24 protein-coding genes are annotated in these 23,648 nt (G+C 70.7%); 14 read left to right on the top strand and 10 right to left on the bottom strand.

Annotated features, from left to right (window positions below; all coding sequences use genetic code 11):
• Nucleotides 1–39: 39 nt before the first annotated feature.
• From ribH to AB0O76_RS19650, 6 genes are all read left to right on the top strand, one after another.
• A complete protein-coding gene (ribH, locus tag AB0O76_RS19675) occupies nucleotides 40–525 on the top strand; it encodes a 6,7-dimethyl-8-ribityllumazine synthase (protein ID WP_266869063.1) in 486 nt (161 codons plus the stop codon).
• Nucleotides 526–559: 34 nt separating this feature from the next.
• On the top strand, nucleotides 560–832 hold the full coding sequence (locus tag AB0O76_RS19670) for a phosphoribosyl-ATP diphosphatase (RefSeq protein WP_135330016.1): 273 nt from the start codon (nucleotides 560–562) through the stop codon (nucleotides 830–832).
• A gap of 53 nt (nucleotides 833–885) precedes the next feature.
• The gene (hisG, locus tag AB0O76_RS19665) at nucleotides 886–1,734 is read left to right on the top strand and encodes an ATP phosphoribosyltransferase (RefSeq protein WP_365492559.1); all 849 of its coding nucleotides are present in this window, start codon (nucleotides 886–888) and stop codon (nucleotides 1,732–1,734) included.
• Between the two features lie 23 nt (nucleotides 1,735–1,757).
• On the top strand, nucleotides 1,758–2,204 hold the full coding sequence (locus AB0O76_RS19660) for a PH domain-containing protein (RefSeq protein WP_365492556.1): 447 nt from the start codon (nucleotides 1,758–1,760) through the stop codon (nucleotides 2,202–2,204).
• Nucleotides 2,205–2,402: 198 nt separating this feature from the next.
• Nucleotides 2,403–3,752, top strand: coding sequence for a hemolysin family protein (locus AB0O76_RS19655; RefSeq protein ID WP_365492553.1), 1,350 nt, complete (start codon nucleotides 2,403–2,405; stop codon nucleotides 3,750–3,752).
• Nucleotides 3,749–4,828: a hemolysin family protein gene (locus tag AB0O76_RS19650; RefSeq protein ID WP_365492550.1), complete on the top strand. Its 1,080-nt coding sequence runs from the start codon at nucleotides 3,749–3,751 to the stop codon at nucleotides 4,826–4,828. The genes AB0O76_RS19655 and AB0O76_RS19650 overlap by 4 nt, the downstream gene beginning before the upstream one ends.
• Nucleotides 4,829–4,854: 26 nt before the next feature.
• Here AB0O76_RS19650 and AB0O76_RS19645 read toward each other — a convergent pair whose 3' ends face one another.
• Together AB0O76_RS19645 and AB0O76_RS19640 are read right to left on the bottom strand one after the other, a co-directional pair.
• Nucleotides 4,855–6,726, bottom strand: coding sequence for an AAA family ATPase (locus AB0O76_RS19645; RefSeq protein ID WP_365492548.1), 1,872 nt, complete (start codon nucleotides 6,724–6,726; stop codon nucleotides 4,855–4,857).
• Between the two features lie 438 nt (nucleotides 6,727–7,164).
• Complete coding sequence (locus AB0O76_RS19640; protein ID WP_365492545.1) at nucleotides 7,165–7,809, bottom strand: hypothetical protein; 645 nt, start codon at nucleotides 7,807–7,809, stop codon at nucleotides 7,165–7,167.
• 227 nt (nucleotides 7,810–8,036) lie between these two features.
• On the opposite strand from AB0O76_RS19640, the gene AB0O76_RS19635 reads away from it, so the two are divergent.
• Nucleotides 8,037–9,401: a peptidase C39 family protein gene (locus AB0O76_RS19635; RefSeq protein ID WP_365492542.1), complete on the top strand. Its 1,365-nt coding sequence runs from the start codon at nucleotides 8,037–8,039 to the stop codon at nucleotides 9,399–9,401.
• Between the two features lie 53 nt (nucleotides 9,402–9,454).
• Here the strand turns inward: AB0O76_RS19635 and AB0O76_RS19630 are convergent, their stop codons facing one another.
• Together AB0O76_RS19630 and AB0O76_RS19625 are read right to left on the bottom strand one after the other, a co-directional pair.
• Nucleotides 9,455–9,814 (bottom strand): hypothetical protein, encoded by a 360-nt coding sequence (locus AB0O76_RS19630; RefSeq protein WP_365492539.1) that lies wholly within the window; start codon nucleotides 9,812–9,814, stop codon nucleotides 9,455–9,457.
• 93 nt (nucleotides 9,815–9,907) lie between these two features.
• Nucleotides 9,908–11,386, bottom strand: a complete 1,479-nt coding sequence (locus AB0O76_RS19625; RefSeq protein ID WP_365492536.1) for a M1 family metallopeptidase — start codon at nucleotides 11,384–11,386, stop codon at nucleotides 9,908–9,910.
• Nucleotides 11,387–11,714: 328 nt separating this feature from the next.
• Here AB0O76_RS19625 and AB0O76_RS19620 point away from each other — a divergent pair, with 328 nt between their 5' ends.
• A complete protein-coding gene (locus AB0O76_RS19620; protein WP_363275474.1) occupies nucleotides 11,715–11,867 on the top strand; it encodes an SCO1431 family membrane protein in 153 nt (50 codons plus the stop codon).
• Here AB0O76_RS19620 and AB0O76_RS19615 read toward each other — a convergent pair.
• The 3 genes from AB0O76_RS19615 to AB0O76_RS19605 form a co-directional block, all read right to left on the bottom strand.
• Nucleotides 11,845–12,759, bottom strand: a complete 915-nt coding sequence (locus AB0O76_RS19615; protein ID WP_365492533.1) for a hypothetical protein — start codon at nucleotides 12,757–12,759, stop codon at nucleotides 11,845–11,847. The two genes, AB0O76_RS19620 and AB0O76_RS19615, sit on opposite strands and share 23 nt — an antisense overlap.
• Before the next feature lie 16 nt (nucleotides 12,760–12,775).
• Nucleotides 12,776–13,666, bottom strand: a complete 891-nt coding sequence (locus AB0O76_RS19610; RefSeq protein WP_365493098.1) for a DUF6114 domain-containing protein — start codon at nucleotides 13,664–13,666, stop codon at nucleotides 12,776–12,778.
• A gap of 89 nt (nucleotides 13,667–13,755) precedes the next feature.
• The gene (locus AB0O76_RS19605; protein WP_365492530.1) at nucleotides 13,756–14,310 is read right to left on the bottom strand and encodes a DUF6230 family protein; all 555 of its coding nucleotides are present in this window, start codon (nucleotides 14,308–14,310) and stop codon (nucleotides 13,756–13,758) included.
• A gap of 237 nt (nucleotides 14,311–14,547) precedes the next feature.
• Here AB0O76_RS19605 and AB0O76_RS19600 point away from each other — a divergent pair, with 237 nt between their 5' ends.
• On the top strand, nucleotides 14,548–15,135 hold the full coding sequence (locus AB0O76_RS19600; protein ID WP_365492527.1) for a TetR/AcrR family transcriptional regulator: 588 nt from the start codon (nucleotides 14,548–14,550) through the stop codon (nucleotides 15,133–15,135).
• 54 nt (nucleotides 15,136–15,189) lie between these two features.
• Here AB0O76_RS19600 and AB0O76_RS19595 read toward each other — a convergent pair whose 3' ends face one another.
• Nucleotides 15,190–16,443 (bottom strand): glycoside hydrolase family 18 protein, encoded by a 1,254-nt coding sequence (locus AB0O76_RS19595; RefSeq protein WP_365492524.1) that lies wholly within the window; start codon nucleotides 16,441–16,443, stop codon nucleotides 15,190–15,192.
• Between the two features lie 362 nt (nucleotides 16,444–16,805).
• Here AB0O76_RS19595 and AB0O76_RS19590 point away from each other — a divergent pair, with 362 nt between their 5' ends.
• Complete coding sequence (locus AB0O76_RS19590) at nucleotides 16,806–17,978, top strand: acyl-CoA dehydrogenase family protein (protein ID WP_365492521.1); 1,173 nt, start codon at nucleotides 16,806–16,808, stop codon at nucleotides 17,976–17,978.
• On the opposite strand, the gene AB0O76_RS19585 is transcribed toward AB0O76_RS19590, so the two are convergent.
• Entirely contained in the window at nucleotides 17,941–18,165 is a 225-nt protein-coding gene (locus AB0O76_RS19585) for a hypothetical protein (RefSeq protein ID WP_365493097.1), read from the bottom strand. The genes AB0O76_RS19590 and AB0O76_RS19585 overlap by 38 nt on opposite strands.
• A 360-nt stretch (nucleotides 18,166–18,525) precedes the next feature.
• On the opposite strand from AB0O76_RS19585, the gene AB0O76_RS19580 reads away from it, so the two are divergent.
• On the top strand, nucleotides 18,526–19,653 hold the full coding sequence (locus AB0O76_RS19580) for a hypothetical protein (protein ID WP_365492518.1): 1,128 nt from the start codon (nucleotides 18,526–18,528) through the stop codon (nucleotides 19,651–19,653).
• A gap of 29 nt (nucleotides 19,654–19,682) precedes the next feature.
• Nucleotides 19,683–20,774, top strand: coding sequence for a phosphotransferase family protein (locus AB0O76_RS19575; protein WP_365492515.1), 1,092 nt, complete (start codon nucleotides 19,683–19,685; stop codon nucleotides 20,772–20,774).
• 4 nt (nucleotides 20,775–20,778) lie between these two features.
• On the opposite strand, the gene AB0O76_RS19570 is transcribed toward AB0O76_RS19575, so the two are convergent.
• The gene (locus AB0O76_RS19570) at nucleotides 20,779–21,240 is read right to left on the bottom strand and encodes a hypothetical protein (protein WP_365492512.1); all 462 of its coding nucleotides are present in this window, start codon (nucleotides 21,238–21,240) and stop codon (nucleotides 20,779–20,781) included.
• Nucleotides 21,241–21,439: 199 nt separating this feature from the next.
• Here AB0O76_RS19570 and AB0O76_RS19565 point away from each other — a divergent pair, with 199 nt between their 5' ends.
• Together AB0O76_RS19565 and AB0O76_RS19560 are read left to right on the top strand one after the other, a co-directional pair.
• The gene (locus tag AB0O76_RS19565) at nucleotides 21,440–21,880 is read left to right on the top strand and encodes an Lrp/AsnC family transcriptional regulator (RefSeq protein ID WP_030789227.1); all 441 of its coding nucleotides are present in this window, start codon (nucleotides 21,440–21,442) and stop codon (nucleotides 21,878–21,880) included.
• Between the two features lie 57 nt (nucleotides 21,881–21,937).
• On the top strand, nucleotides 21,938–23,581 hold the full coding sequence (locus tag AB0O76_RS19560) for an amidohydrolase (protein WP_365492509.1): 1,644 nt from the start codon (nucleotides 21,938–21,940) through the stop codon (nucleotides 23,579–23,581).
• Nucleotides 23,582–23,648: the final 67 nt, after the last annotated feature.

Below are 23,648 nucleotides of genomic sequence, written 5' to 3'. Positions count from 1 at the left end.
CCGGCGTACGAGAACCAGCACAAGAACCAGGAGAAGCGCGTGAGCGGCAAGGGTGCACCCGAACTGAGCGTGAAGAACTGCGGCGACCTCCGGGTCGCGGTGATCGCCGCGCAGTGGCACGAGAAGGTCATGGACGGCCTCGTCGACGGCGCGCTGCGCGCCCTGCACGAGCTCGGCATCGACGAGCCGACCGTCCTGCGCGTGCCCGGCAGCTTCGAGCTGCCGGTCGTCGCCAAGGTCCTCGCGGGCCGCGGCTACGACGCGATCGTGGCGCTCGGCGTCGTCATCCGCGGCGGCACCCCGCACTTCGAGTACGTGTGCCAGGGCGTCACCCAGGGGCTGACCCAGGTCAGCATCGACACCGGGGTGCCCGTCGGCTTCGGGGTGCTGACCTGTGACACCGAGGAGCAGGCCCTGGACCGCGCGGGCATCGAGGGCTCCCGCGAGGACAAGGGGCACGAAGCGGTCACCGCGGCCGTTGCCACGGCGACCACGCTGCGTTCCGTCTCCGAGCCCTGGCGGTGAGCGGGACGAGGAGCCGCGTAAAGTAAGCGACATCATGTCCAAGAAGACTTTCGAGGAGCTCTTCGCCGAGCTCCAGCACAAGGCCGCCAACGGCGACCCCGCAACCTCCCGCACCGCCGAGCTGGTCGACAAGGGCGTCCATGCCATCGGCAAGAAGGTCGTCGAGGAGGCCGCCGAAGTCTGGATGGCCGCCGAGCACGAGGGCAAGGAAGCCGCCGCCGAGGAGATCTCGCAGCTCCTGTACCACGTACAGGTGATGATGGTCGCCCGTGGCATCTCGCTCGACGACGTGTACGCCCATCTCTGAGCCGTACGCCCAAGCCCGACCCGACTCCCCTTAACGCAAAGGAATCCCGCCTCATGCTGCGCATCGCCGTCCCCAACAAGGGTTCACTGTCCGGACCTGCGTCGGCGATGCTCCATGAGGCCGGCTACCAGCAGCGCAAGGAGTCCAAGGAGCTCGTCCTCGTCGACCCCGAGAACGAGGTCGAGTTCTTCTACCTGCGGCCCAAGGACATCGCGATCTACGTCGCGACCGGCAGGCTCGACATCGGCATCACCGGCCAGGACCTCCTGGTCGACTCCGGTGCCGACGCCGAGCCGATCCTGCCGCTCGGCTTCGCCCGATCCACCTTCCGGTTCGCCGCGAAGCCGGGCACGGCGACCGTCATCGAGGACCTCGCGGGCAAGACCGTCGCGACCTCGTACGAGGGAATCGTCGCCAAGCACCTCGCGGACTGCGGCGTGGCCGCCTCCGTCGTGCACCTGGACGGCGCCGTCGAGACCGCGATCGAGCTGGGCGTCGCCCAGGTCATCGCGGACGTCGTGGAGACCGGCACCTCGCTGCGGAACGCGGGCCTCGAGGTCTTCGGCGAGCCGATCATGAAGTCCGAGGCGGTCGTCATCCGGCGCACCGGCGCGGACGGCGACGACCCGAAGGTGCAGCAGTTCCTGCGCCGCCTGCAGGGCGTCCTGGTCGCCAGGTCGTACGTGATGATGGACTACGACTGCCGCGCCGAGCACCTGGAGCGGGCCGTCGCCCTCACCCCGGGCCTCGAGTCGCCGACGATCTCGCCGCTGCACAACGAGGGCTGGGTGGCCGTGCGCTCCATGGTCCCGGCCAAGGAGGCGCAGCGGGTCATGGACGACCTGTACGCCCTCGGGGCGCGCGCGATCCTGACCACCGCCATCCACGCCTGCCGCCTCTGATGACCCGGCAGGAGACCCCGGCCATGACCGACCAGACCGACCTTCCCGCCCTTCCCGTCACCTTCCGGCCCGGCCGGACACGGGCCGTCCTGCTCGGCGCGGGAGTCGCGATCCTCGTGGTCCTCACGGTGATCGCCCTGCTCATCCCGGGCCTCGGCCCGGGGGAGCGGACCAGCTTCATCTTCACCGGCGCCCTGCTCTTCGGCGTGCTCGCGCTCCTGAGCAGGCCGAAGGTCGTCGCCGACGAGTCGGGCGTGACCGTCGTCAACATCGCCACCAGCAGGCGCCTCGCCTGGGCCGAGATCGTCCAGGTCAACCTGCGGCCCGGCGACCCATGGGTGTTCCTCAACCTCAGCGACGGCACGAGCCTGCCCGCGATGGGCATCCAGCCCGGCATCGCCAAGGCACAGGCCATCGCCGACGCCCGCGCCCTGCGCGCCCTCGCCGACACCCGCGCCCCGCAGGGCTGACGCTTCGGGCCGGGTCTTGATTAATCTGGTGGCGGGGCACGCCCGGTGTGCCGCCCCGCCCCTGACGGGCCCGCCCGGCCCCCAGGGGCTCCTGCTACCCGAGGAGTGACTCCCTCCGGCGATGGACGGTTCGTCCTGTAGTACATGCGCCGCCCCCTCCCGACATACCGGGACCGGACTGACCAGGGAGGCGGCGGCATGACGACTTCCCTGCTGCTTCTCGGGGCGGCATTTCTGCTGATTCTCGCCAACGGCTTCTTCGTGGCCGCCGAGTTCGGGCTCGTCACCGTCGAGCGCCCGGACGCGGAGAAGGCCGCCGCCGAAGGCGACCGACGGGCCCGTACGGTCGTCGCCGCCCTCAAGGAGCTGTCCTTCCAGCTCTCCGGCACCCAGCTCGGCATCACCATCACCTCGCTCGTGGTCGGCATGCTCGCCGAACCGGCGCTCGCGCATCTGTTCGCGGGCCCGTTCACGGCGACCGGCCTTCCGGAAGGCGCCGTACCGGGCGTCTCCGTAGTGGTCGGCATGCTGCTGGCGTCCGCCGTGCAGATGGTGATCGGCGAGCTCGTGCCGAAGAACTGGGCGGTGTCGAGGCCGCTGCAGGTCGCGCGCTTCGTCGCGGGCCCGCAGCATGTCTTCGCGCGGCTCTTCCGGCCCGTGATCTCGCTCCTGAACGCCGTCGCCAACCGGATCGTGCGGGTGCTCGGCGTCGAGCCAGCCGATGAGCTGGCCTCGGCCCGCACCCCCGGCGAACTGGTCTCCCTGGCCCGGCACTCGGCGCAGGCGGGCACCCTCGAACAGGACACCGCGGACCTGTTCGTACGGACCCTCTCCCTCGGCGAGCTGACCGCGCAGCACGTGATGACGCCGCGCGTGAAGGTCAGCGCGCTGCAGACGTCGGCGACCGCCCAGGACGTGGTGAACCTGACCCGTGCCACGGGACTCTCACGCTTTCCCGTCTACCGCGAGCGGATCGACGAGATCGTCGGCATGGTGCACCTCAAGGACGCCCTCGCGGTCCCGGCGCACGAGCGGCTGCGGACGCCCGCGGGCCGTATCGCGCAGGCACCGCTCCAGGTCCCGGAGACGCTGCCCGTGCAGCAGCTTCTTGAGCAGCTGCGCAGTGAGCAGCCGATAGCCGTAGTCGTCGACGAGTACGGCGGCACGGCCGGTGTGGTCACCCTGGAGGACATCGTCGAGGAGCTCGTCGGCGAGGTCCGCGACGAGCACGACCTGCACGATCTGCCCGAACTCGCGGCGGCACCGGCGGAGGACGGCCGTCCCGCCTGGGACGCCGACGGCAGCTGCCGGGTCGACACGCTCCGGCGGATAGGGCTCGACGTCCCCGAGGGACCGTACGAGACCGTGGCAGGCCTCGTCGCCGATCTGCTCGGCCGCATCCCTGCCCCCGGCGACCGGGCGGAACTTCCCGGCTGGCGGCTCGCGGTGCGCCAGGTCGATCACTACCGCGCGGAGCGGGTACGCCTCGTACGGACCGCGGACATCGGCGCCACCCCACAGGCACAGGTCGCGGAGGCCGTCCGATGAGCGTGCTCCAACTCCTGTTCGCCCTGCTCCTGGTGCTCGCGAACGGCTTCTTCGTGGGGGCCGAGTTCGCGCTCGTCTCCGTACGCCGCAGCCAGATCGAGCCGCTGAACACCAAGCGGGCCCGCCAGGTCCTCTACGGCCTGGAGCATCTGCCGCAGATGATGGCGGCCGCCCAGTTCGGCATCACCATCTGCTCGCTGACGCTCGGCGCGGTCGCCGAGCCGACCGTCGCGCATCTCCTGGAGCCCGTCTTCGAGGCGGCGCACATCCCCGAAGGGATGATCCATCCGCTCGGGTACGCCATCGCGCTCGCCCTCGTCGTCTTCCTCCACCTCGTCATCGGCGAGATGGTCCCGAAGAACCTCGCGATGGCGGCCCCGGAGAAGACCGCGCTGTGGTTCAGCCCCGGCCTTGTCGCCTTCGCCCGGCTGTGCCGGCCGGTCACGGTGGCGCTCGGGGCGTGCGCCAGGCTCGTCCTGAAGCTCTTCCGTGTCGAGCCCAAGGACGAGGTCGAGGCGGTCTTCACCAGCGAGCAGCTCAACCGGCTCGTCGGCGACTCCGGCCAGGCGGGACTGCTCGACCCCGAGGAGCAGGAGCGCCTGGAGGACGCCCTGGAGCTGGGCTCGCGCCCGGTGACGGACGTCCTGCTCGACCGGGCGTCCCTGGTGACCGTGGGCGCGTCGGTCACCCCGAGCCAGGTCATCGAGCTCACCGGGCGCACCGGCTACTCCCGCTTCCCGGTCTGCGCGGAGAACGGCGCCTTCATGGGTTACCTGCACGTGAAGGACGTACTGGATCTGACGGACGGCGCGGAGACGGACCGGGCGGTGCCGCAGCAGGTCTGGCGCCCCATGACGACCCTGCGTGCCGAACTCCCGCTGGACGACGCCTTGACGGTGATGCGCCGCGCCGCCACGCATCTGGCACAGGTGGCCGACGCGTCGGGCAAGGTGCTCGGCCTGGTCGCCCTGGAGGACGTACTGGAGCTCCTGGTCGGCGAGGTCCGCGACCCTGCGCACCGGGTGTCGGTGCCCCGCAGACCCCAGGAGGTGCGGGACAGCGCCCTGGTCGGCTGAGCAGCGGCCGGTGGGCCGCAGGGCTGTCACATTCGGGGCGGATCCTGCGGCCCCCGCCCCGAAAGGACCTCTCCGTACGCCTGCATGAGGTCCGGAAGGCGCAGTGTCGACAAGTCGTCACGGCCCGGTTCTCCGGGATAGCCGGACAGGCGCAGGTCGCGGTAGGCGCAGCTCTTCTCGTAGAGCGTGCGCAGGAAGCGGCCGTTGCCCAGCTCGTCGATCCAGGACTGGTCGACGACATGGCCGCTGATGGAGCGCAGCTCGTCGAGGGCCTCCTCGTCCCAGACGTCGCCGTTGTCGGCGGCGAGGACCTCGCCGATGGCGGTGAGCTCCAGAGGGCGGTACGAGGGGAAGTCGACCCGTGTCGTGAAGCGCGACGACAGGCCGGGGTTGGCGGCGAGCAGCCGGTCCATGCCCTCCGGGTAGCCGGCGAGGATCACGACCAGGTGGTCGCGGTTGTCCTCGGCGCGCTTGAGGAGGACCTGCAGGGCCTCGTCGCCGTATGCGTCGCCCTTGCCGTAGCCCGAGTTGGAGAGCGAGTACGCCTCGTCGACGAAGAGGACGCCGCCGATCGCCGAGTCGATCAGTTCGTTGGCCTTCACGGCGGTCTGGCCCAGATACTCGCCGACCAAGTCGGCGCGCTGCGCCTCCACCAGGTGGTCGCCGCCGAGCAGCCCGAGCGCGTAGAACGCCCTCCCCAGAATGCGGGCCACCGTGGTCTTGCCGGTGCCCGAGGGGCCCGAGAAGACGAAGTGTCGTTTCGGCGGCTGCACGGGCAGGCCCTGCGCGGCCCGCAGGCGCGCCATGTTCAGCTGCGCCGAGAGCGCCTTGACCTGGCGCTTCACCGGCTCCAGGCCGACCATCCGCTCCAGCTCGGCGAGGGCCGCCTCCAGGAGCGCGGGGTCCGTGGGGCCCGGCGGCAGCTGTGGCAGCCCCGGCTGGATCGGGATCACGGCCTTCTCGCGCACCGCGTCGGTCTCGGAGGGGCCGCCGCCGGGCGGCAGTTCGGGCTCGGTGACCTTCAGGTCGCGGCCCTCCGTGCCGAAGAGCGGATCGATCCCGTCAGGAGCGTCCATCACGTCCTGTCCGAAGCCGGACAGGGCGATCGACGCCAGGTCGGTGACCTCGTCGTACCCGTCGCCCTCGGCGATTGCCGCGAGCCGCGCCGAGGTGTCCATGAACGCCGGGTCCACCCGGTGCACCGCCCGGTACAGCGGCAGCGCCGCCGCCGAGCGGCCCGTGCCCTCGTGGGCGCGGGCCAGCCAGTAGCGCAGCTCCTTGCGCTGCGGCTGCTCGCTGCGGCAGCGCATCAGGGCGGCGGACAGGAGCGGCTCGGCCTGCCCGTACATCTCCAGGCGTACGCGGGCCATCCCGCCGAAGAGACCGGCCTCGATGCCCAGCATCGCGTCGTCGATGAGCGAGTCGGTGTGCCGGACCAACTGCTCCCAGTCCTTGACCAGATAGGACCGGCAGGCGTGCAGGAAGCGCACCTGCGGATCGGCGTCGACCGGCGGCAGGCCCGCCAACGCCCGGTCCAGCTCCGGGACATGGCGCCCGTCCAGCCAGTGCGACGCGTGTGCGAGCAGTAGATCGCGTGTGCTCTCCAGGACGGGCTGGACCCACCAGCCAAGCCAGTACCAGGAGTTGAGTGTGCGCCCGTGCCGGGCGCGCTGCTCCCCGAACCGGTCCCGGTGCTGGAACATCCGTAGTAATGCCGTCGTCGTGTCGATGCGCAGTGCGTGCAGTCCGAGCCAGCCGTCGGCCATCCCCGGATCCATCCGCACCGCTGCCCGGAACTCCTCCTCCGCCTGTGGGTAGGCGCCCATCGTGTAGGCGTCGACGCCCCTGATCCAGGCGAGGTCGGCCGGGGCGGGTGAGCCCTGCGTGCCGAAGTCCATCACGTCCCCCACAAACCGTGCCCCCGTTTACCGCCAGGCCGGTGCCCGTCGGCAACTTCGCTGAACCGCCGTGCTGCGGACGGGAGTTGTCTCGGTGCGCAGAGCAGCCGTCCGTAGGTCGCACCGAAAGGCATCGTACCTGCGGGGGAGTGCTCGGCCGTAGGGTGCCGCAGCGCGGGATCGGCCAGGTCGGGCCGGGTGAGGGGGCACGCAGTCGTCACCGAGTGTGAACGAACGGCGGCTCGGAGCGCCCGGAATACGGGCGAGTAGGCAGAACGAAGCCCCCGATCACGGGGGAACAACCGGGGGCTTCGCGTCTGCTGGCGGCCCCGAAAGGCCGCACATTCAGAACGTAAGTCCTGTAAGGGCCCTCGGTCAAGCGGAGTTGAGGCACTCATGGAAACTCGGCTGAACTTCCGGAAGTGACTTTCCGGAGGTTCAGCGCACCGCGGAGGGCCCTTCACCGTGTGTGACGATTTGGCTCTGCACTGCGGTCTCACCCGGCCCCGCGAGCACCTCATATCCCTTGCGACACTGTCGTACCAAAGAGTGTGCGAAGGGCCTTGAGGGGTCTTCGGCGAAGTGCCGGCGCTCGGCGGGCTCCCACCCGTCCCAGAAGTCACTCTGCTCCGCCCCGTCACGATGGCGCCCCCGCTCCCATGCCTCGTCCCGGGGCAGCTCCATCCACAGAAGCCGCGCGAGGAACGGGCGCAGCGCGCGGCGGCCCGCGCCGACGCCTTCGAGGATGACCACGGGCGCGGGCGGCAGGGTGCGGACCTCGGGGCCGAAGCGGCGCGCGTGCCAGTCGTACGTCTCGTAGCGCGCGCTCTCGCCGCGCGAGAGCGGCACGATCACCTGCCGCCGCAGGCGCTCCGTCCAGCCGAAGAGCTCGTCGTGGCTCGCTATGTCGTCCAGGCGCACCACGGGGGCGCCGTCAAGGGCATCGGCCAGGCGCAGGGCGAAGGTCGACTTGCCGGAGCCCGCGTGTCCGTCGACGCCGACGAGGCGGACGGGGCCGCAGGAGGGCGGCAGGCGCCGCAGGGCGTCGGCGACCTGGGACAGGGGTGTGGCGTGTGCGGTCATCGCTCACCAGCGTACGGGGGCGGAGCTCGCTGATCGGCGGGCGCGGAATGTTCCGCTCCGCGCGCCGTGCCTGCTCACGCCAGTGGTCGAGGCCAATATTGGTGGCGGCGGTGGTCCCCGAAGCGCTGGCAGAAGTCGGCGTGCAGCAGCCATAGTTGGCCTACCGCGTGTACCTGACCTGCCCCTTCCGGATCCGTCCGGAACCCACGTCGACTGGGGGTCCCGCCATGGACCGAGCTGATGACATGTCCCGCAGAACCGTCCTCACCGCGGCCGCCGCGCTGGCCGCCGTCGCCGCCGGTACCGGAACCGCGCTGGCCGCGGGCGGCCAGGCCGCGGCTCCGCGGGCGCAGCGGCCGGTGAGCAACCGCTTCTGGACGTCGTACGCGGACTGGAGCGCCGGCACCGCGAAGGGCACCCGTGCCGTCGCCGGGTCCCGCCCCGCCGTGGAGATCGCCAAGGCCGCGGGCCGCACCGACTACGCCGATCCGCACACCGGCACGACCGCCACCTGGGAGTACGCCCAGTGGACCTCGCCGGTGCACCGCCCCACCGTCCCCGCCACGGAGGTCGTCGCCTCCTGGAACGCCCGCACCCCCACCGGCACCTGGCTCCAGGTCGAGCTGCAGGGAACGTACTCGGACGGGAAGAAGACCCCCTGGTACGTCCTGGGGCGCTGGACATCGGGCGACGACGACAAGAAGGACATCCGCCGCACCTCGGTCGACGACCAGAGCGACGGCAAGTCGAGCATCTGGACGGACACCTTCTCCATCGACGACACGACGACGGGCCTGCGTCTTGCCTCCTACCGGCTGCGGCTGACGCTGTACCGCAAGCCGGGCGCCACGGTGACGCCCACCGTGTGGCGGCTCGGCGCGATGGCGTCCGCCGTCCCCGACCGCTTCACGGTGCCCGCGTCCGAGCCGGGCCTGACCAAGGAGCTGACGGTCCCGCGCTACTCGCAGGAGATCCACGTCGGGCAGTATCCGGAGTACGACAACGGCGGCGAGGCCTGGTGCAGCCCCACCTCCTCGCAGATGATCATCGAGTACTGGGGCCGCAAGCCGACCGCGGACGACCTCGCCTGGGTCGACCCTTCCTTCGCGGACCCGCAGGTGTGCCACGCGGCCCGCTACACGTTCGACTACCAGTACGCGGGCTGCGGCAACTGGCCCTTCAACGCGGCCTACGCGTCGACGTACAAGGACCTCCAGGGCGTCGTCACCCGCCTCGACTCGCTCACCGAACTGGAGTCGCTGATCGCCGCGGGCATCCCGGCCATAACGTCCCAGTCGTTCCTCAAGGAGGAGCTGACGGGCGCCGGTTACGGCACGGCGGGCCACCTCATGACGGTGATCGGCTTCACGGCGGACGGCGACGTGATCGCCAACGACCCGGCGTCGCCGACGAATCCGGCGGTGCGGCGCGTCTACAAGAGGCGCGAGTGGGAGAACATCTGGCTCAGGACCAAGCGCTACAACGCGACCGGCAAGGTCGTCTCCGGAACGGGCGGCGTCTGCTACCTGTACTTCCCGACGAAGCTCTCCGCCGCTCAGAAGTCCGCGCTTGCGGCTGTGGGCATCCGCTGACGGCGTGACGAGGGGCCCCACCCGAAGCCGGGTGGGGCCCCTCGTGCGCGGAATCAGTTCAGAGCCGCCGAAGTGGCGTAGTAGAACGTCATCTTGGGCCAGCCGCGGGACATGGCGATCTCGTTGAACGCGTCCACGATCTCCATCGGGGTGATCTGCTTCGCGGCGGGCGCGCTCTCGACGTTGAGCTTGAACGAGAACTGCATCATCGCGTCGATGTCACCGATGCTGACGTCGCCCGCGAACTCGGTTCCGTTCGCGATGTTGGCGTCCGACGACTGGGCCGCGTCCGCCTGGGCCGCCGCGGCCGGTTCGCCCTCGGCGGCGCGCGCCGACCCGGCACCCGCCAGGGCGGCACCCGCCGCCGCGCTGCCCGAATAGCCCAGTAGGGCACGTCTGGATACTCCGGTCATGGTCCCCTCCTCATTCACAAGATCTCCCCCCTGGAGATCAACTGTGAGCATATGGACGGACATGGCCCCGCGGAGGCGAACGAGATCATCCGCTTACTTGGCCGGATCCACCACCCAGTCCGGATGTCCCGGCATCGGCGGTGTCTTCGAGCCGTACAGCCAGGGCCGCAGGAACCCTTCGAGGTCCTCGCCCGCCACCTTCGACGCCAAGTCGATGTACTGCTGGGTGCTCGCCGTCCTCCCGCGGAAGTCACTCACCCACGCCCGTTCGATCTTCTGGAACGTCGCGTCGCCGACCTGCTCGCGCAGGGCGTACAGGACCAGGGCCGAGCCGTCGTACCGCATGCGCTTGAAGAGGTTGGGCTCGGTCGGCTCGGCGGGGGCACCGAAGTCGCGTCGCCACTGGTCATGGGCTTGGTACGCGGTCTTCATCGCGGCCTCGAAGCTGTCGCCGCCGTGCTCCTCGGAGTACATCCGCTCGTAGAAGCGGGCGTGGCCCTCGCTCACCCACAGGTCGGACCAGCTCTTCAGGGCGACACTGTCGCCGAACCACTGGTGGGTCAGCTCGTGCACCATGTTCCGCTCGGCGTCCACCTTCGTGCCGAGCAGGTCGGCCTTCGGGATGAGGGAGAGCGTCTGGGTCTCCAGGGCGACGGCCAGGTCGGTGTCGCCGACCAAAAGGCCGTACCGGTTGAACGGGTAGGGGCCCAGCCTTTTCTGAAGCCATGTCAGATGCTCCGGGGTGAGCTTGCGGTACTCCGCCGTCGGCTCGACCAGGGCGTCGGGGACGACGTCCCGCAGCGGAACGCCGCCAGGACCCTTGGAGTCGATCAGCTTGAACTTGCCGACCGCCATCTGGACGAGCTGCGTGGACAGCGGCTGTTCGGAGTCGTACGTCCAGCGCACCCGGTCACCGGGGCGCTCGGCCTTGTCGACCAGCCTGCCGTTGGCGACCGCCGTCAGGTCCTTCGGCGTGGTGATGCGGAAGGTGATCGGCGCCCGCTGGCTGGGGTGGTCGTTCGCCGGGAAGATCAGCCGGGCCCCGTTCGGCTGCGGATAGACCACCGTGCCGTCGGCCGTGGGTATCCAGCCGTAGTCCTCGATGGCATCGTCGCGGTGCCGCGTCTGGGTCGGGTCGGCGGTGTACGTCACCTTCGCGGTGAACGAACTCCCCTTGGCTAACGGGGACTTGGGCGTGACGGTCAGCTCGTCGCCGTCGCGGGATGTGCCCGCCGCCGAGCCGTTGACCTTCACGCCGTGCAGGGTGTTGCCGCCGAAGTCGAGGTTGAAGCGGGACAGTGACTGCGTGGCGGTGGCCTTGATCGTCGCCGTCGCCTCGAACGGCGTCTTCGGGGCCTGCCAGTCGAAGTCGAGGGTGTAGCGGTCGACCCGGTATCCGCCGTTGCCGTCCAGCGGGAACATCGGGTCGCCGAGGCCGGGCGCGCCGGGATGCGGCGTGTCCGGAACGGACGGCGCGGCCTGCGAGACCGTTCCTGTGAGGGCTGCCGTCACGGTGACGGCCGCCGCGAGGGCGAGCCGTGCTCTGCGGCGGGGCGTCCGGTTCGTGCTCATCGGAAACCTTTCGGTCGGATGGTTGCGCGGACGAGTCGGCGGGAAGATGCCCCGCCGTTCGTAGTGAGACGCACAGGCGACGGCCGTAGTTGTGCGGGGGCGCTCCGCTGGGAGTGGCGTGGGGTGGCGTCGATCATCTGCGGCTTCGTTGTGGTTGCTCGCACCCACGCGGCGGAGCCGCATATGTCACAGCCCCGCGCCCCTTCTGGGCGCGCCTCCCGCCCGGCGCCTAGTGACCAAGGTCTCGCCCGTATTGCCCGAATCCGGTGGCATGGTGGACGGGTCAGTGGGGGGATGTCACTGCCGACCGAACGTATCGAGAGCTGCCATGACTGCGAGCACCGCCACCGCCACCGCGACCCGCGCCGTCACCCGGACCGGCGGCCCCAAGGAAGACGGCCCGAAGATCCTCGAGCACGTGCTCGGCTGGACCCTCGTCGTCGTCCTCGCGATGCTGGTCACGCAGACCGGGCTGATGTGACCTCGGTCTCGTAGCTCTCCGCTGTGCGGTCCAGATCCGCCCGCCAGTGCCGGTGCGGAACGCCCACCAGGCCGTACAGCCACCGCACGGGCGAGCGCCGCGACAGCAGGGTGACGCCGGCGAGCACCGCGAAGAGCGGAAGGCCGATCCACCCGCCGACGAGGCGCACCAGGACACTCGCGATCAGCGCGCCCACGAAGGGCAGGCCGTAGACCCCGGCCGCCGCGATGGCGATCGCCAGAACCCTGTGCACCTTGCGGTCCTCGTCCGCGCCCGGCAGCGACCAGCCCTCCATCAGCCAGCCGATCTCGGTGAGCAGCATGGTGCCGATCACCGCCGCGCCGAAGATCAGCAGCGCGAGGAAGGTGCCGGACGTCAGGAAATCCAGTACGTGGTTGACCACACTGTCCTGCCGCCACCGCGCGAAGTCGCGCGCGCCGGGCGCGAGGAACCGCTCGTACCCCCGGCCGTCCCAGCCGTGCACCAGCGTCCCGAAGAGCAGGAAATAGCCGCCGACGCACTGGAGATACGCCCAGTAGCCGGCCCCCACAAGGACGAGCGCTTGCGCCACCAGGAATCCGATGACGGCGGCCACCGGGATCCCGCCCGCGTAGAAGAGCACGAACCCGGCCCACACCCCCTTGTGCCCGTCCGCGACATGCATGGTCGCCCACGCCGGGTTCTGCCACAGCAGGAAGAGCCCCGTCGGGACAAGCAGCACCGCCGCGAAGAGCACCGTGAGGGCCAGATACGGATTGGCGGCGCGGCTGCGCGTCCGCGGGCCCTCACCCGCGTTGATCCGCTCCCACACCTGCAACTGCCGCCCCGCGGACATCGCGAACGTCGCGCCGATCGCGTACGCCCAGAAGAGGGCGGCCTGGATCTGGATCATGCGCGGGCCCCCGCCGTCATGGGCTCGCCCTCAGGGTGAGCCCGTCCGTGACGATCAAGTCCGATGTGACCAGGGCCTGTTCGGCGCTCACGTCCGTCATGAAGACGAACGGCGGCACGACGGGCGGCACCGGCAGTTTGTCGGGCGTGAAGGTCAGGCAGAGCAGCCCCTCCAGGCAGCCCTTGAACTTGGTCAGATAGAGCGTGACCGAGCCGCTGAGGTCCAAGGTGTCGGCGCCCAGGGCGAGTTCACGACTCCCGTCGCGGGTCTTCAGCCGGTAGTCGGTGAGCGACGCGGCCTTCATCCGCAGCACCATGACCTTCAACGGGCCCTCGGCCGTGGGGATCTCGCGTACGCCGGCCAGGGTGAAGCCCTGTGGTGCGAAGAGGGTGGTGGTGACGGTCGGCGGGGTGCTCGGTGCCACGATCGCGTCGCCCGCGCCGTCCCCGGGAGCCGCCTTGGCCGGGCTCCCGTTCATGATCCCGGCGAGGATCAGCACGGGAAGCAGCACGGCGAGCGTCCGCGTGCCCTGCCCGTCCCGCACCTTCGGCACCTCGGGCGACTCCTCGTCCCCGTCCGGGACCGGCGTCCAGCCGAACCCCATGGCGCTGCCCAGGATGCCGAGCACCATGCCCACCAGGAACCCGCCGAGATTGGTGGCCGCGAACGAAAGCACCGACAGGATCAGGGCGTTGACACTCACATAGTGGTGGGCGTGCGGAAGGAGCCACAGGAAGATCCCCGCGGTGATCAGCGCGAGCCCGATGCCGATCGCGGCGAGCCCGCCGAGCCCCAGGCTGACCAGGACGGTCAGCGGCGAAAGCGGCACGAGCAGCAGTTCGGCGCCGCCCAGGATCAGCAGCAGACCGCCCCAGAAGGGGCGGGTCCGCCGCCATCGGCGCAGCATCCGGCGCGGCTCCCGCAGCGGAAGCCGCTGGTCGAGCCAGCCGCCGCCGTCCCGCGCGAACGCCTTGACCCCGGCTCTTCGGCCGCCGGTCAGAAGCACTTCTTGCCGCCGACGCTGACGTCGAGCTTCATGCCCTTGAGCCGGAAGTTCCCGCCGGTCGCCGACCAGGCGTGCGACTTCACACCGGACACGGTGATGTCGCCCGCCTGCAGGCCGAACTTCCCCTTCTCGCCCTTGACCCCGGGCACCTCGTCGAGCGTGGAGGCGTCCCGGCCGATCTGGGCCGTGCCGAAGCGGGCGTCGCCCTCCAGGTCCTCGCCGTCGATCACCAGATTGCTCGCCGTGACCGGGCCCGCCTCGCCGCCCGCGGTCAGCTTGAACACCACCGTGCCCACCGGGGTCTTGACCTCGGCGGCCTGGCAGATGTCGGACAGCGTCGCGTCACCGATCCCGAGGAGCGCCACCGGGTGCCCCTTGCCGTCGATGTCCCGGTCGGTCTGTACGTAGGAGGAAAGGCCCTGGCTGGTGAGTTTCCCCGACGAGACCTGGAAGCTGGTGCCCGAGACGGCGAAGGACGCGGCGAGCGCGCCCTCGGCCATGACGGAGGCCATCGCGCCGACGGCAAGGACGGCCGGCAGGGCCACAACGGCCGTCTTCTTCCAGGAAGTTCTGCCTTCGCGTACCGCGCTGCGTGCTGCGCCCACTGTCTTCCTCCCGTACGTCGTTCCGCGTGCACAGGCGTGCGTAAGGGGAGTGCGTGAAGCGCCGTCGGGAGCCGAACCGGCAGGTGGCACGGTTCTGCCATACTGCGGACATCCCGAGGCAGTTGGAGACTAGGGCCGAAATTGAATAATAGTCAACAGCGTGGCACCGACCGCTCCGTGGCGCGCCGCGCCGAACTCATCACCATCGGCCGGAAGTTGTTCGCCGACACGTCCTACGACGCCCTGTCGATGGACGACATCGCGAAGCAGGCGGGCGTCGCCAAAGGGCTGATCTACTACTACTTCAAGTCCAAGCGCGGGTACTACCTCGCGATCATCGAGGACTCCGTCGCCGACCTGGTCGAGCGCGCCGGACGCCACGACGACCTGCCGCCCGTCGAGCGGGTGCAGCGCACCGTCGACGGCTATCTGCGCTACGCCGAGCACCACCAGGCCGCCTACCGCACCATCATCAGCGGCGGCGTCGGCTTCGACGCCGAGGTGCACGCCATACGGGACGGCGTGCGCGAGGCCCTGATCGGCGCGATCGCCGAAGGGGCGTACGGCCGCAAGGACATCCCGCGGCTCGCGCGCACCGCGCTGCTCGGCTGGCTGTGCAGCGTCGAGGGCATCACGCTCGACTGGATCGGCCACCGGGAGCCGGCGCGCGAGACGCTCTGCGACCTGCTCGTGCGCACCCTCGGGGACACGCTGCGCGTCATCGAGGACTTCGAGCCCTCGTTCCCGGCGCCGGCCAGGCCATGAGGACGGGGCGGGAGCCGCCGACCGGCTCCCGCCCCGAATCCCCCGTGTCGACGGTCAGTTGATGGACTTGATCAACTCACCGTCGGACGTGTCTCCGCTGAGCTCCCAGAAGAACGTGCCGCCGAGGCCCTGCTGGTTCTTGTAGTCCATCTTCCCCGCGATGGTCGACGGGGTGTCGTAGCTCCACCAGTTGTTGCCGCAGTGTGCGTACGCGGTCCCGCCGACCGTGCCGTTGGCCGGGCACTTGGCTTTGAGTTCCTTGTAGTCGTCGATGCCCTGCTCGTACTTGCCAGCGGCCGGTCCGGTCGCGGTGCCGCCGGGCTCCTTCTGTGTGACGCCCGTCCAGCCGCGGCCGTAGAAGCCGATGCCGAGAAGGAGCTTCTCGGACGGCACGCCGAGCCCCTTCAGCTTCTTGATCGTGGCGTCGGAGTTCCAGGACTCCTTGGGAATGCCGCTGTACGAGGTGAGCGGCGAGTGCGGGGCGGTCGGGCCCTGCGCGTCCCAGGCGCCGAAGAAGTCGTACGTCATCGGGTTGTACCAGTCGACGTACTGGGCCGCGCCCGCGTAGTCGGCGGCGTCGATCTTGCCGCCGTCCGAGGCGTCCGCAGGGATCGCCGCGGTCACGAGATTGCCGCTGCCGAACTTCGAACGGACCGCGGACATCAGGTTCTTGTACGCCTCGCGCCCGCTGGTGTCACAGGTCAGACCGCAGGCGTTGGGGTACTCCCAGTCGATGTCGATGCCGTCGAAGACATCGGACCACTTGGAGTTCTCGACCAGGTCGTAGCAGGACTGGGCGAAGGCCTCGGGGTTCTTCGCGGCCTCGGTGAAGCCGCCCGACCAGGTCCAGCCGCCGAAGGACCAGAGAACCTTGAGGTTCGGGTTCTCCTTCTTCAGCTTGCGCAACTGGTTGAAGTTGCCGCGCAGCTCCTGGTCCCAGGTGTCGGCGACGCCGTCCACCGACTGGTCGGCGGTGTACGCCTTGTCGGTCGCCGCATAGGCGTCGCCCATGGCGCACTTGCCGCCCTGGACATTGCCGAACGCGTAGTTGATATGCGTGAGCCTGGCGGCCGAGCCGGACGTCTTGATGTTCTTGACGTGGTAGTTCCGGTCGTAGACGCCCCATTCGGTGAAGTATCCGACGACCTTGGAACCGGCGGCGGCCCTCGTCGCCTTCGTCGTGGAGTCCTTGTCCTGTCCGGCGGCGGCGCTGCCCGCGCCGGCCAGCAGACCGGCGCCGAGTGCGGCGCAACAGGCGGTGGCGAGGAGCGCCTTGAACCGGGCGCGGGGGGTGTGCGGTCTGAGCATCGTGTCTCCTCGTGGGGGGGGGAAACAGGGAGGGGGGAAGTGGTGCTGTGGACCTGCGTGTGCATGCGTGCGCGTCTTGACATGAACGCGTTAAGACGCTCGGGGGAACAGTAGGAGGACTAGACCAGTGCGGTCAATGGTTCGTACCAATCCCGTGATCGTCTGTGATCTTCGGCTATCTTTTGAGTAAGCGGTCGTTAACCAGTGACTGGCTGCCGCTGATCGGGCATACTCAACGCGCCACAGCCGCTGGTCAGCCGCTTCCGTGACCCGGAAGGAGACCCCGGCACGGCATCGTTTCCCGGCGGCGTCGCCTCACCCAGGTCGCGCCCGCCGCAGCGCCCGACAGGGAGGAGAGCGTCATGCCCGACCACGCCCCGCAGCCGGTGGACCGTCAGCTGCCCACGGATGAGGCCAGGGATCTGCTCTCACTGGTCCGGGACATCGCCCAGCGCGAGATCGCACCGAACGCGGCCGATGAAGAGGACGCCGGGCACTTCCCGCGCGAGGTCTTCACCCTGCTTTCCGAGTCCGGACTGCTCGGACTTCCGTACGACTCGGAGTTCGGCGGCGGCGACCAGCCGTACGAGGTCTACCTCCAGGTCCTCGAGGAGCTCGCCGCGGCCCGGCTCACCGTCGGCCTCGGCGTCAGCGTCCACTCCCTGTCCTGCCACGCGCTCGCCGGCTACGGCACCAAGGAGCAGCAGACCGAGCACCTGCCCGCGATGCTCGGCGGCGGACTGCTCGGGGCGTACTGTCTCTCCGAGCCGGCCTCGGGATCCGACGCGGCGTCCCTGCGTACGAAGGCCGTGCGGGACGGCGACGGTTGGGTGATCACGGGCACCAAGGCGTGGATCACGCACGGCGGGGTCGCCGACTTCTACACCGTCCTGGCCCGCACCGGCGGCGAAGGAGCGCGCGGCATCTCCGCGTTCCTGGTGCCGGGCGACGCCGAGGGCCTCAACGCGGCGGTGCCGGAGAAGAAGATGGGCATGAAGGGCTCGCCCACCGCCCAGATCAACTTCGACGGGGTACGGGTGTCCGACGCCCGCCGCATCGGCGACGAGGGCCAGGGCTTCGCGATCGCGCTCTCCGCGCTCGACTCGGGGCGGCTCGGCATCGCGGCCTGCGCCGTCGGCGTGGCCCAGGCGGCGCTGGACGCGGCGCTGTCGTACGCCACCGAACGGCGGCAGTTCGGCCGGCCCATCGCGGACTTCCAGGGCCTTCGGTTCATGCTCGCGGACATGGCGACGCAGATCGAGGCGGGCCGGGCGCTCTATCTGGCCGCCGCCAGGCTGCGCGACGCGGGCAGGCCGTTCTCCAAGCAGGCGGCCATGGCCAAGCTGCTGTGCACGGACGCCGCGATGAAGGTCACGACGGACGCCGTGCAGGTGCTCGGCGGCTATGGCTACACCGCGGACTTCCCCGTGGAGCGATTTATGCGCGAGGCCAAGGTGCTGCAGATCGTCGAGGGCACCAATCAGATCCAGCGGATGGTCATCGCCCGTCACCTCGCGGGTCCCGACTCGCGCTGAACTGGCCCAACCTGGCCGGCGGCGCCGCGAGCCGGACCCACTCCGGGTCGTGGCGCCCCGGCAGGGTCTTGCCGCGCTCGGCCCAGTTCCGGATCAGGGCGCGGTAGATGGGCGGGTCCTGCAGCTGCGGCTGGGGCGGCTGCGGCGGCTGGGGGGATTGGGTGCGTCGGGGCGATTGGGGCCGCAGTGGCGGCTGGGGGTACTGGGGCGCCTGAGAGTACTGGGGAACCGATTCTGCGGCGGGTGCGGGTGGGGGTGCCGTCAGCAGGGTGCGCCTGCGGCGGCCGGTCGGCGGGAGCACGGTGGGCATCGGCGTAGGGGTGGTCATACCGGGCCAACGCGCATCGCGCCGGACAGGTCACCGCCGGTCGGAATCGACCGTCAGTTCGCGACATGCCCGTGCAGCGGTGTGCGGGCCGCCCTGTAGGAACGCGGGCTGACACGTGTCTGGCTCCGTCGCGCGGTCTGACGTACCGTCAACTCCGCGCCGGGGGCCGTCGACCTGCCCCGCGCACTCGCAACTGCCGTGCGCCCAGGGAGGTTTGCCGTGGCAGAGGACCGTCCCGTCCCGCTCGACGAGTATCCGATCCACCAGGTCCCGCTCTCGATGAAGCACGTCGCGACCGGCGACCGCAATGCCTACGACCGCTGCATCTTCCACCTCTTCGACCACGAGGGCCGCGCGCTCCTGATCCTCGGGCTCGGCGTCTACCCGAACGTCGGGGTGATCGACGCCTACGCCACCTTGCGCACCGGGGATACGCTGCACGCCGTACGCGCGTCGGACGCGCTCGGCGACGACCGGATGAACCTCACCGTCGGGCCCCTGAGCATCACCGTCGACGAGCCGCTGCGACGCCTGCGTCTGAGGTGCGCCGCCGATCCCGGCGACCCCGACTCCCTCTCGTACGACATCACTTGGTCCGCGAGCTTCCCCGCCCTGTGGGAGCCCCACCACATCCAGCGGCGCGGCGACCGGCTCTCCCTCGAAGGGCGCCGCTTCGTGCAGGCGGGCGGCTGCTCCGGACAGATCCGCATCGGGGGCGAGGAGATCGCGGTGACGGCGGGGGAGTGGACCGCGACCCGCGACCGCAGCTGGGGCGTACGGCCGATCCCCGGCGAGCAACGCGGGCGCCTGGAGGAGGAGTTCGGTACCGAGGGCTTCCACTGGATCTGGAGCCCGGTGCGCTTCGACGACCGCTTCCTCATGGTCATCACCCAGGAGGACGCCGACGGCCACCGCACCCTCAACGAGGCGACACTCGTCCGCGAAGGCCACCGCGACCGCCAACTCGGCTGGCCCCAGGCCGACATCACCTACCGCTCAGGCACCCGCCACCCCGAGCGCGCCGTCATCCACCTGGCCGACCCCGACGACCGTAAGCCCCTCGAACTCGGCGTCGAGGTCCTCGCCTCCCTGCCGCTCGCCGTGGGCGCAGGCTACCCGCCCGCGGACGACTGGCAGCACGGCACCTGGCAGGGGCGCGGCTGGAGCGACCGGCGTACCTACGACCTGTCGGACCCCGCGGCGCACCCCATGGCCGCGTACGGAGTCATCGACCACGCGGCCCGCTTCACGCTGAACGGGCAGATCGGGTACGGGATTTTCGAGCACGGCAGCTTCGGCCGCCACGACCCGAGCGGCTTCACCGGCTTCGACTCGGTCGCCTCCTGAGATCCGCAGCCAAGGAGAGGAGCTCCGCGATGGCCACAGCACCCCGACCCCGCACCACCACCCGCGACCCCGAGGAGCTGACCCGCCGCCTCACCGCCTGGCTCGCCACCCGGCTGCCCGGCGCCAAGGCCACCGGCGTGCGGGTCCCCGAGTCCAACGGCATGTCGAGCGAGACCCTCCTCTTCGACATCGAGCACCCCGAACCACCGTTGCGGGCCTGCGCGTTGCGCGTGGCGGCGGATCCGGCCGCGTACACGATCTTCCCGGTCTACGACCTGCCGCGCCAGCACCGCACGATGCGCCTGGTCGCCGAACACACCGACCTGCCGGTGCCGCGCGTGCTGTGGCTCGAAGAGGACCCGGGGCCGCTGGGCGCCCCCTTCTTCGTCATGGAGCGCGTCGAGGGCCGCGTTCCGCCGGACGTCATGCCCTATACGTACGAGGGGAATTGGCTGCACGAGGCGAGCGATGCCGAACGCGCGCGCCTGGAGGAGGCGTCGATCGGCCTGGTCGCCCGCCTGCACGACCAAGTGCCGGTCGGCGATGCCCAGTTCCTCGCACTGCCGGGCGATGGCAGCCCGCTGCGCCGGCACGTCGCCGCCCAACGCGCCTACTACGCATGGGTGGTCGACGGCCTGCCGCGCTCACCCCTCATCGAGAGCGCCTTCGACCGGCTTGAGGCAACGTGGCCCGACGAAGAGGGCGCCCCCGTCCTCAACTGGGGCGACGCGCGCATCGGCAACGTCATCTACGACGGCTTCGAACCCGCGGCCGTCCTCGACTGGGAGATGGCGGCGATCGCACCCCGCGAGGTCGATCTCGGCTGGCTGGTCTATCTGCACCGCTTCTTCCAGGACCTGACGGTGAGCTTCGGGCAGGACGGCCTGCCCGACTTCCTGCGCCGGGACCGCATCGAGGAGCGCTACGCCCAACTGACGGGCCATACACCGCGGTCCATGGATTTCCATACGCTGTACGCGGCGCTGCGGCACGCCATCGTCATGCTCCGCGTCGCCTACCGCCAGGTGCACTTCGGCGAGGCCGCCGTCCCCGAGGATCCGGACACGCTGATCCTGCACCACGCCAGCCTGGCGGCCATGGTGCAGGGCAGCTACTGGTGAACGCTCAGGCGGCCGAGCTCCGGACCTGCTGGGGCACGCGCAGCGGGCGCGAGCCCTGGCCGCCGACGTGCGAGAAGGGCTGGGTCCGCCAGTCGAGTCCCTGAGGGAGCGTCAACAGCAGGGCGGTGTCCTGCTCCTGAGCCTCCATCGACTCGTCGGCGGGCGCCGCGTCGGCCGCCGCGCGGCCCGTGCCCGCGCAGACCGTCAGGCCGAACGGGTTCCACGGAGTGGGGCACAGCGCGTGCTCGGGCAGCACGTCCTCGTCGGCCAGGAGCGCGATCGGCTGCGCGCAGTCCGGGCACGTCACGCGGTACATCTCGAAGGTGTCGTACGCGTCGAAGTCGGCGCTGTGCTCGCCCGGTTCGGAGCCCGGTTCGACACCCTCCGATGCGAGGGCGGACGCGGATTCATCGGAGCGCTGCTGCTTGCTGCGGGCAGAGCGACCGGGGCGCTTCAAGTTCTGCATGGGAATCTCCCCCTTGGGTGGGCCGAGAAGGCGCTGCGGCCTCGACCACAGCAAGCACTTCCCGTCCCGTCGTAGAGGTAATCGTGGCATCCCTTTGGACACGGTCACAGACATGTGGCGTTCGTCACATGCCGGAAGAAGGTGCCCGACGTCGGCTCTCAGGTATCCGGAGGGATCAAGAGCCCTGTAGGTTCGGCGCATGGAGGAGCTGGACCGACAGATCGTGCAGCTGCTCGTCAAGGACGGGCGGATGAGCTACACCGACCTGGGCAAGGCCACGGGCCTGTCCACATCGGCCGTGCACCAGCGGGTACGCCGCCTGGAGCAGCGCGGTGTCATCCGTGGTTATGCCGCGGTCGTGGACCCCGAAGCCGTCGGGCTGCCGCTCACGGCCTTCATCTCGGTGAAACCCTTCGACCCCAGCGCACCCGACGACATCGCCGAACGCCTCGCGGGCGTCCCGGAGATCGAGGCGTGCCACAGCGTGGCGGGCGACGAGAACTACATCCTCAAGGTGCGCGTGGCGACGCCCCTTGAGCTGGAGCACCTGCTGAGCCGGCTGCGCGCCCTGGCCGGCGTCTCGACGCGGACGACGGTCGTGCTCTCCACCCCGTACGAGGCGCGGCCCCCGCAGGTCTGAGACGGCCGCGGGCGCCCCCTGCACGGGGAGCGCACCGGCAGGGGCCAGACTGGTCCCATGATTGAGAGCACCGCCCCCCAGAACCCCCCTCAGGGTCACCGCACCGTGCTGCTGCGCGGCGGAGACGTCCACAGCCCCGCCGACCCGTTCGCCACGGCGATGGTCGTCGAACGCGGGCATGTCGCCTGGGTGGGATCCGAGGGGGCCGCCGACGCGTTCGCCGACGGCGTGGACGAGGTCGTCGACCTCGAGGGAGCCCTCGTCACCCCGGCGTTCACCGATGCGCATGTGCACACCACGTCCACCGGCCTCGCCCTGACGGGACTGGATCTGACGGGTGCGCGCTCCCTCGACGAGGCGCTCGCCCTCGTCCGCGAACACACCGCCGCACGGCCGCACGACCGCGTCCTGCTCGGCCACGGCTGGGACGCCGCCCGCTGGCCCGGCGGCCGCCCGCCGACCCGCGCGGAGCTCGACGAGGCGACCGGCGGCCGCCCCCTCTACCTCTCCCGCATCGACGTCCACTCGGCGGTCGTCACCACCGCGCTGCTCGACCTCGTCCCCGCAGTCAGCGGGCGCACCGGCTTCCACGCCGACGCCCCGCTGACCGCCGACGCCCACCACGCGGTGCGCGCCGCCGCCCTCGGCGCCCTCACCCCGCAACAGCGCACCGACGCCCAGCGCGCGGCCCTGCGGCACGCCGCCTCCCTCGGCATCGGCTCCGTCCACGAGTGCGCGGGGCCCGACATCTCCGGCGAGGACGACCTGACCGGACTGCTGCGCCTGGCCGCGGGCGAGGCCGGGCCGCGCGTCGTCGGCTACTGGGCCGAGCAGGGCGAGGAAGGCATCGCCCGTGCAAAGGAACTGGGTGCCGTCGGCGCCGCGGGCGACCTCTTCGTCGACGGCGCCCTCGGCTCGCACACCGCCTGCCTGCACGCGCCGTACGCCGATGCCGGTCACACCGGCACCGCCTATCTGGACGCCGCCGCCGTCGCCGCGCACGTCATCGCCTGCACCGAGGCCGGGGTCCAGGCCGGCTTCCACGCCATCGGCGACGCCGCCGTGACCGCCGTCGTCGAGGGCATCCGCGCCGCATCCGAGAAGGTCGGCCTGGCCCGCGTCCGCGCCGCCAGGCACCGCGTCGAACACGCCGAGATGCTCACCCCGGAGACGATCGCCGCCTTCGCCGAACTGGGCCTCACCGCCTCCGTGCAGCCCGCCTTCGACGCCCTGTGGGGCGGCGACGACGGCATGTACGTCCAGCGCCTGGGCGCCGAGCGGGCCCGCACCCTCAACCCGTACGCAGCCCTGCTGCGCACCGGCGTGCCGCTCGCCTTCGGCTCCGACAGCCCCGTCACCCCGCTCGACCCCTGGGGCACCGTCCGCGCCGCCGCCTTCCACCGGACCCCCGGACACCGCGTCTCGGTGCGCGCCGCGTTCACCGCCCACACCCGGGGCGGCTGGCGGGCCATCGGCAGGGACGACGCGGGCGTCCTGGTCCCGGGCGCACCCGCGGACTACGCCGTGTGGCGCACCGACGACCTGGTCGTCCAGGCACCGGACGACCGCGTCGCCCGCTGGTCCACCGACCCGCGCTCCGGAACGCCAGGACTGCCCGACCTGACGCCGGGGGCCGAGCTGCCCGTCTGCCTGCGCACGGTCGTGTTCGGGCAGCCGGTCTTCGTGCGGCCGGACGAGTGATGTCCCGGCGGTGTGTACGGCCGATCGCGGCCCTTCGCCGCCTCCCGCGACCTGCGTATCCGCGCCA

The organism is Streptomyces sp. NPDC086554 (assembly GCF_040686095.1).
Lineage (GTDB): Bacteria > Actinomycetota > Actinomycetes > Streptomycetales > Streptomycetaceae > Streptomyces.
The sequence above is the reverse complement of the archived record's forward strand: the minus strand, read 5'-3'. Positions and strand labels throughout refer to the sequence as shown.

What these genes read in the sequence shown, in the direction of transcription:
- AB0O76_RS19590 (WP_365492521.1), top strand. Translation starts at nt 16,806, where the DNA reads ATGCCCGACCACGCCCCGCAGCCGGTGGACCGTCAGCTGCCCACGGAT.
- AB0O76_RS19595 (WP_365492524.1), bottom strand. Translation starts at nt 16,443, where the DNA reads ATGCTCAGACCGCACACCCCCCGCGCCCGGTTCAAGGCGCTCCTCGCC.
- AB0O76_RS19620 (WP_363275474.1), top strand. Translation starts at nt 11,715, where the DNA reads ATGACTGCGAGCACCGCCACCGCCACCGCGACCCGCGCCGTCACCCGG.
- hisG (WP_365492559.1), top strand. Translation starts at nt 886, where the DNA reads ATGCTGCGCATCGCCGTCCCCAACAAGGGTTCACTGTCCGGACCTGCG.
- AB0O76_RS19660 (WP_365492556.1), top strand. Translation starts at nt 1,758, where the DNA reads ATGACCGACCAGACCGACCTTCCCGCCCTTCCCGTCACCTTCCGGCCC.
- AB0O76_RS19560 (WP_365492509.1), top strand. Translation starts at nt 21,938, where the DNA reads ATGATTGAGAGCACCGCCCCCCAGAACCCCCCTCAGGGTCACCGCACC.
- AB0O76_RS19640 (WP_365492545.1), bottom strand. Translation starts at nt 7,809, where the DNA reads ATGACCGCACACGCCACACCCCTGTCCCAGGTCGCCGACGCCCTGCGG.
- AB0O76_RS19630 (WP_365492539.1), bottom strand. Translation starts at nt 9,814, where the DNA reads ATGACCGGAGTATCCAGACGTGCCCTACTGGGCTATTCGGGCAGCGCG.
- AB0O76_RS19650 (WP_365492550.1), top strand. Translation starts at nt 3,749, where the DNA reads ATGAGCGTGCTCCAACTCCTGTTCGCCCTGCTCCTGGTGCTCGCGAAC.
- AB0O76_RS19625 (WP_365492536.1), bottom strand. Translation starts at nt 11,386, where the DNA reads ATGAGCACGAACCGGACGCCCCGCCGCAGAGCACGGCTCGCCCTCGCG.
- AB0O76_RS19645 (WP_365492548.1), bottom strand. Translation starts at nt 6,726, where the DNA reads ATGGACTTCGGCACGCAGGGCTCACCCGCCCCGGCCGACCTCGCCTGG.
- AB0O76_RS19575 (WP_365492515.1), top strand. Translation starts at nt 19,683, where the DNA reads ATGGCCACAGCACCCCGACCCCGCACCACCACCCGCGACCCCGAGGAG.
- AB0O76_RS19565 (WP_030789227.1), top strand. Translation starts at nt 21,440, where the DNA reads ATGGAGGAGCTGGACCGACAGATCGTGCAGCTGCTCGTCAAGGACGGG.
- AB0O76_RS19670 (WP_135330016.1), top strand. Translation starts at nt 560, where the DNA reads ATGTCCAAGAAGACTTTCGAGGAGCTCTTCGCCGAGCTCCAGCACAAG.
- AB0O76_RS19610 (WP_365493098.1), bottom strand. Translation starts at nt 13,666, where the DNA reads ATGCTGCGCCGATGGCGGCGGACCCGCCCCTTCTGGGGCGGTCTGCTG.
- AB0O76_RS19635 (WP_365492542.1), top strand. Translation starts at nt 8,037, where the DNA reads ATGGACCGAGCTGATGACATGTCCCGCAGAACCGTCCTCACCGCGGCC.
- AB0O76_RS19615 (WP_365492533.1), bottom strand. Translation starts at nt 12,759, where the DNA reads ATGATCCAGATCCAGGCCGCCCTCTTCTGGGCGTACGCGATCGGCGCG.
- AB0O76_RS19570 (WP_365492512.1), bottom strand. Translation starts at nt 21,240, where the DNA reads ATGCAGAACTTGAAGCGCCCCGGTCGCTCTGCCCGCAGCAAGCAGCAG.
- AB0O76_RS19655 (WP_365492553.1), top strand. Translation starts at nt 2,403, where the DNA reads ATGACGACTTCCCTGCTGCTTCTCGGGGCGGCATTTCTGCTGATTCTC.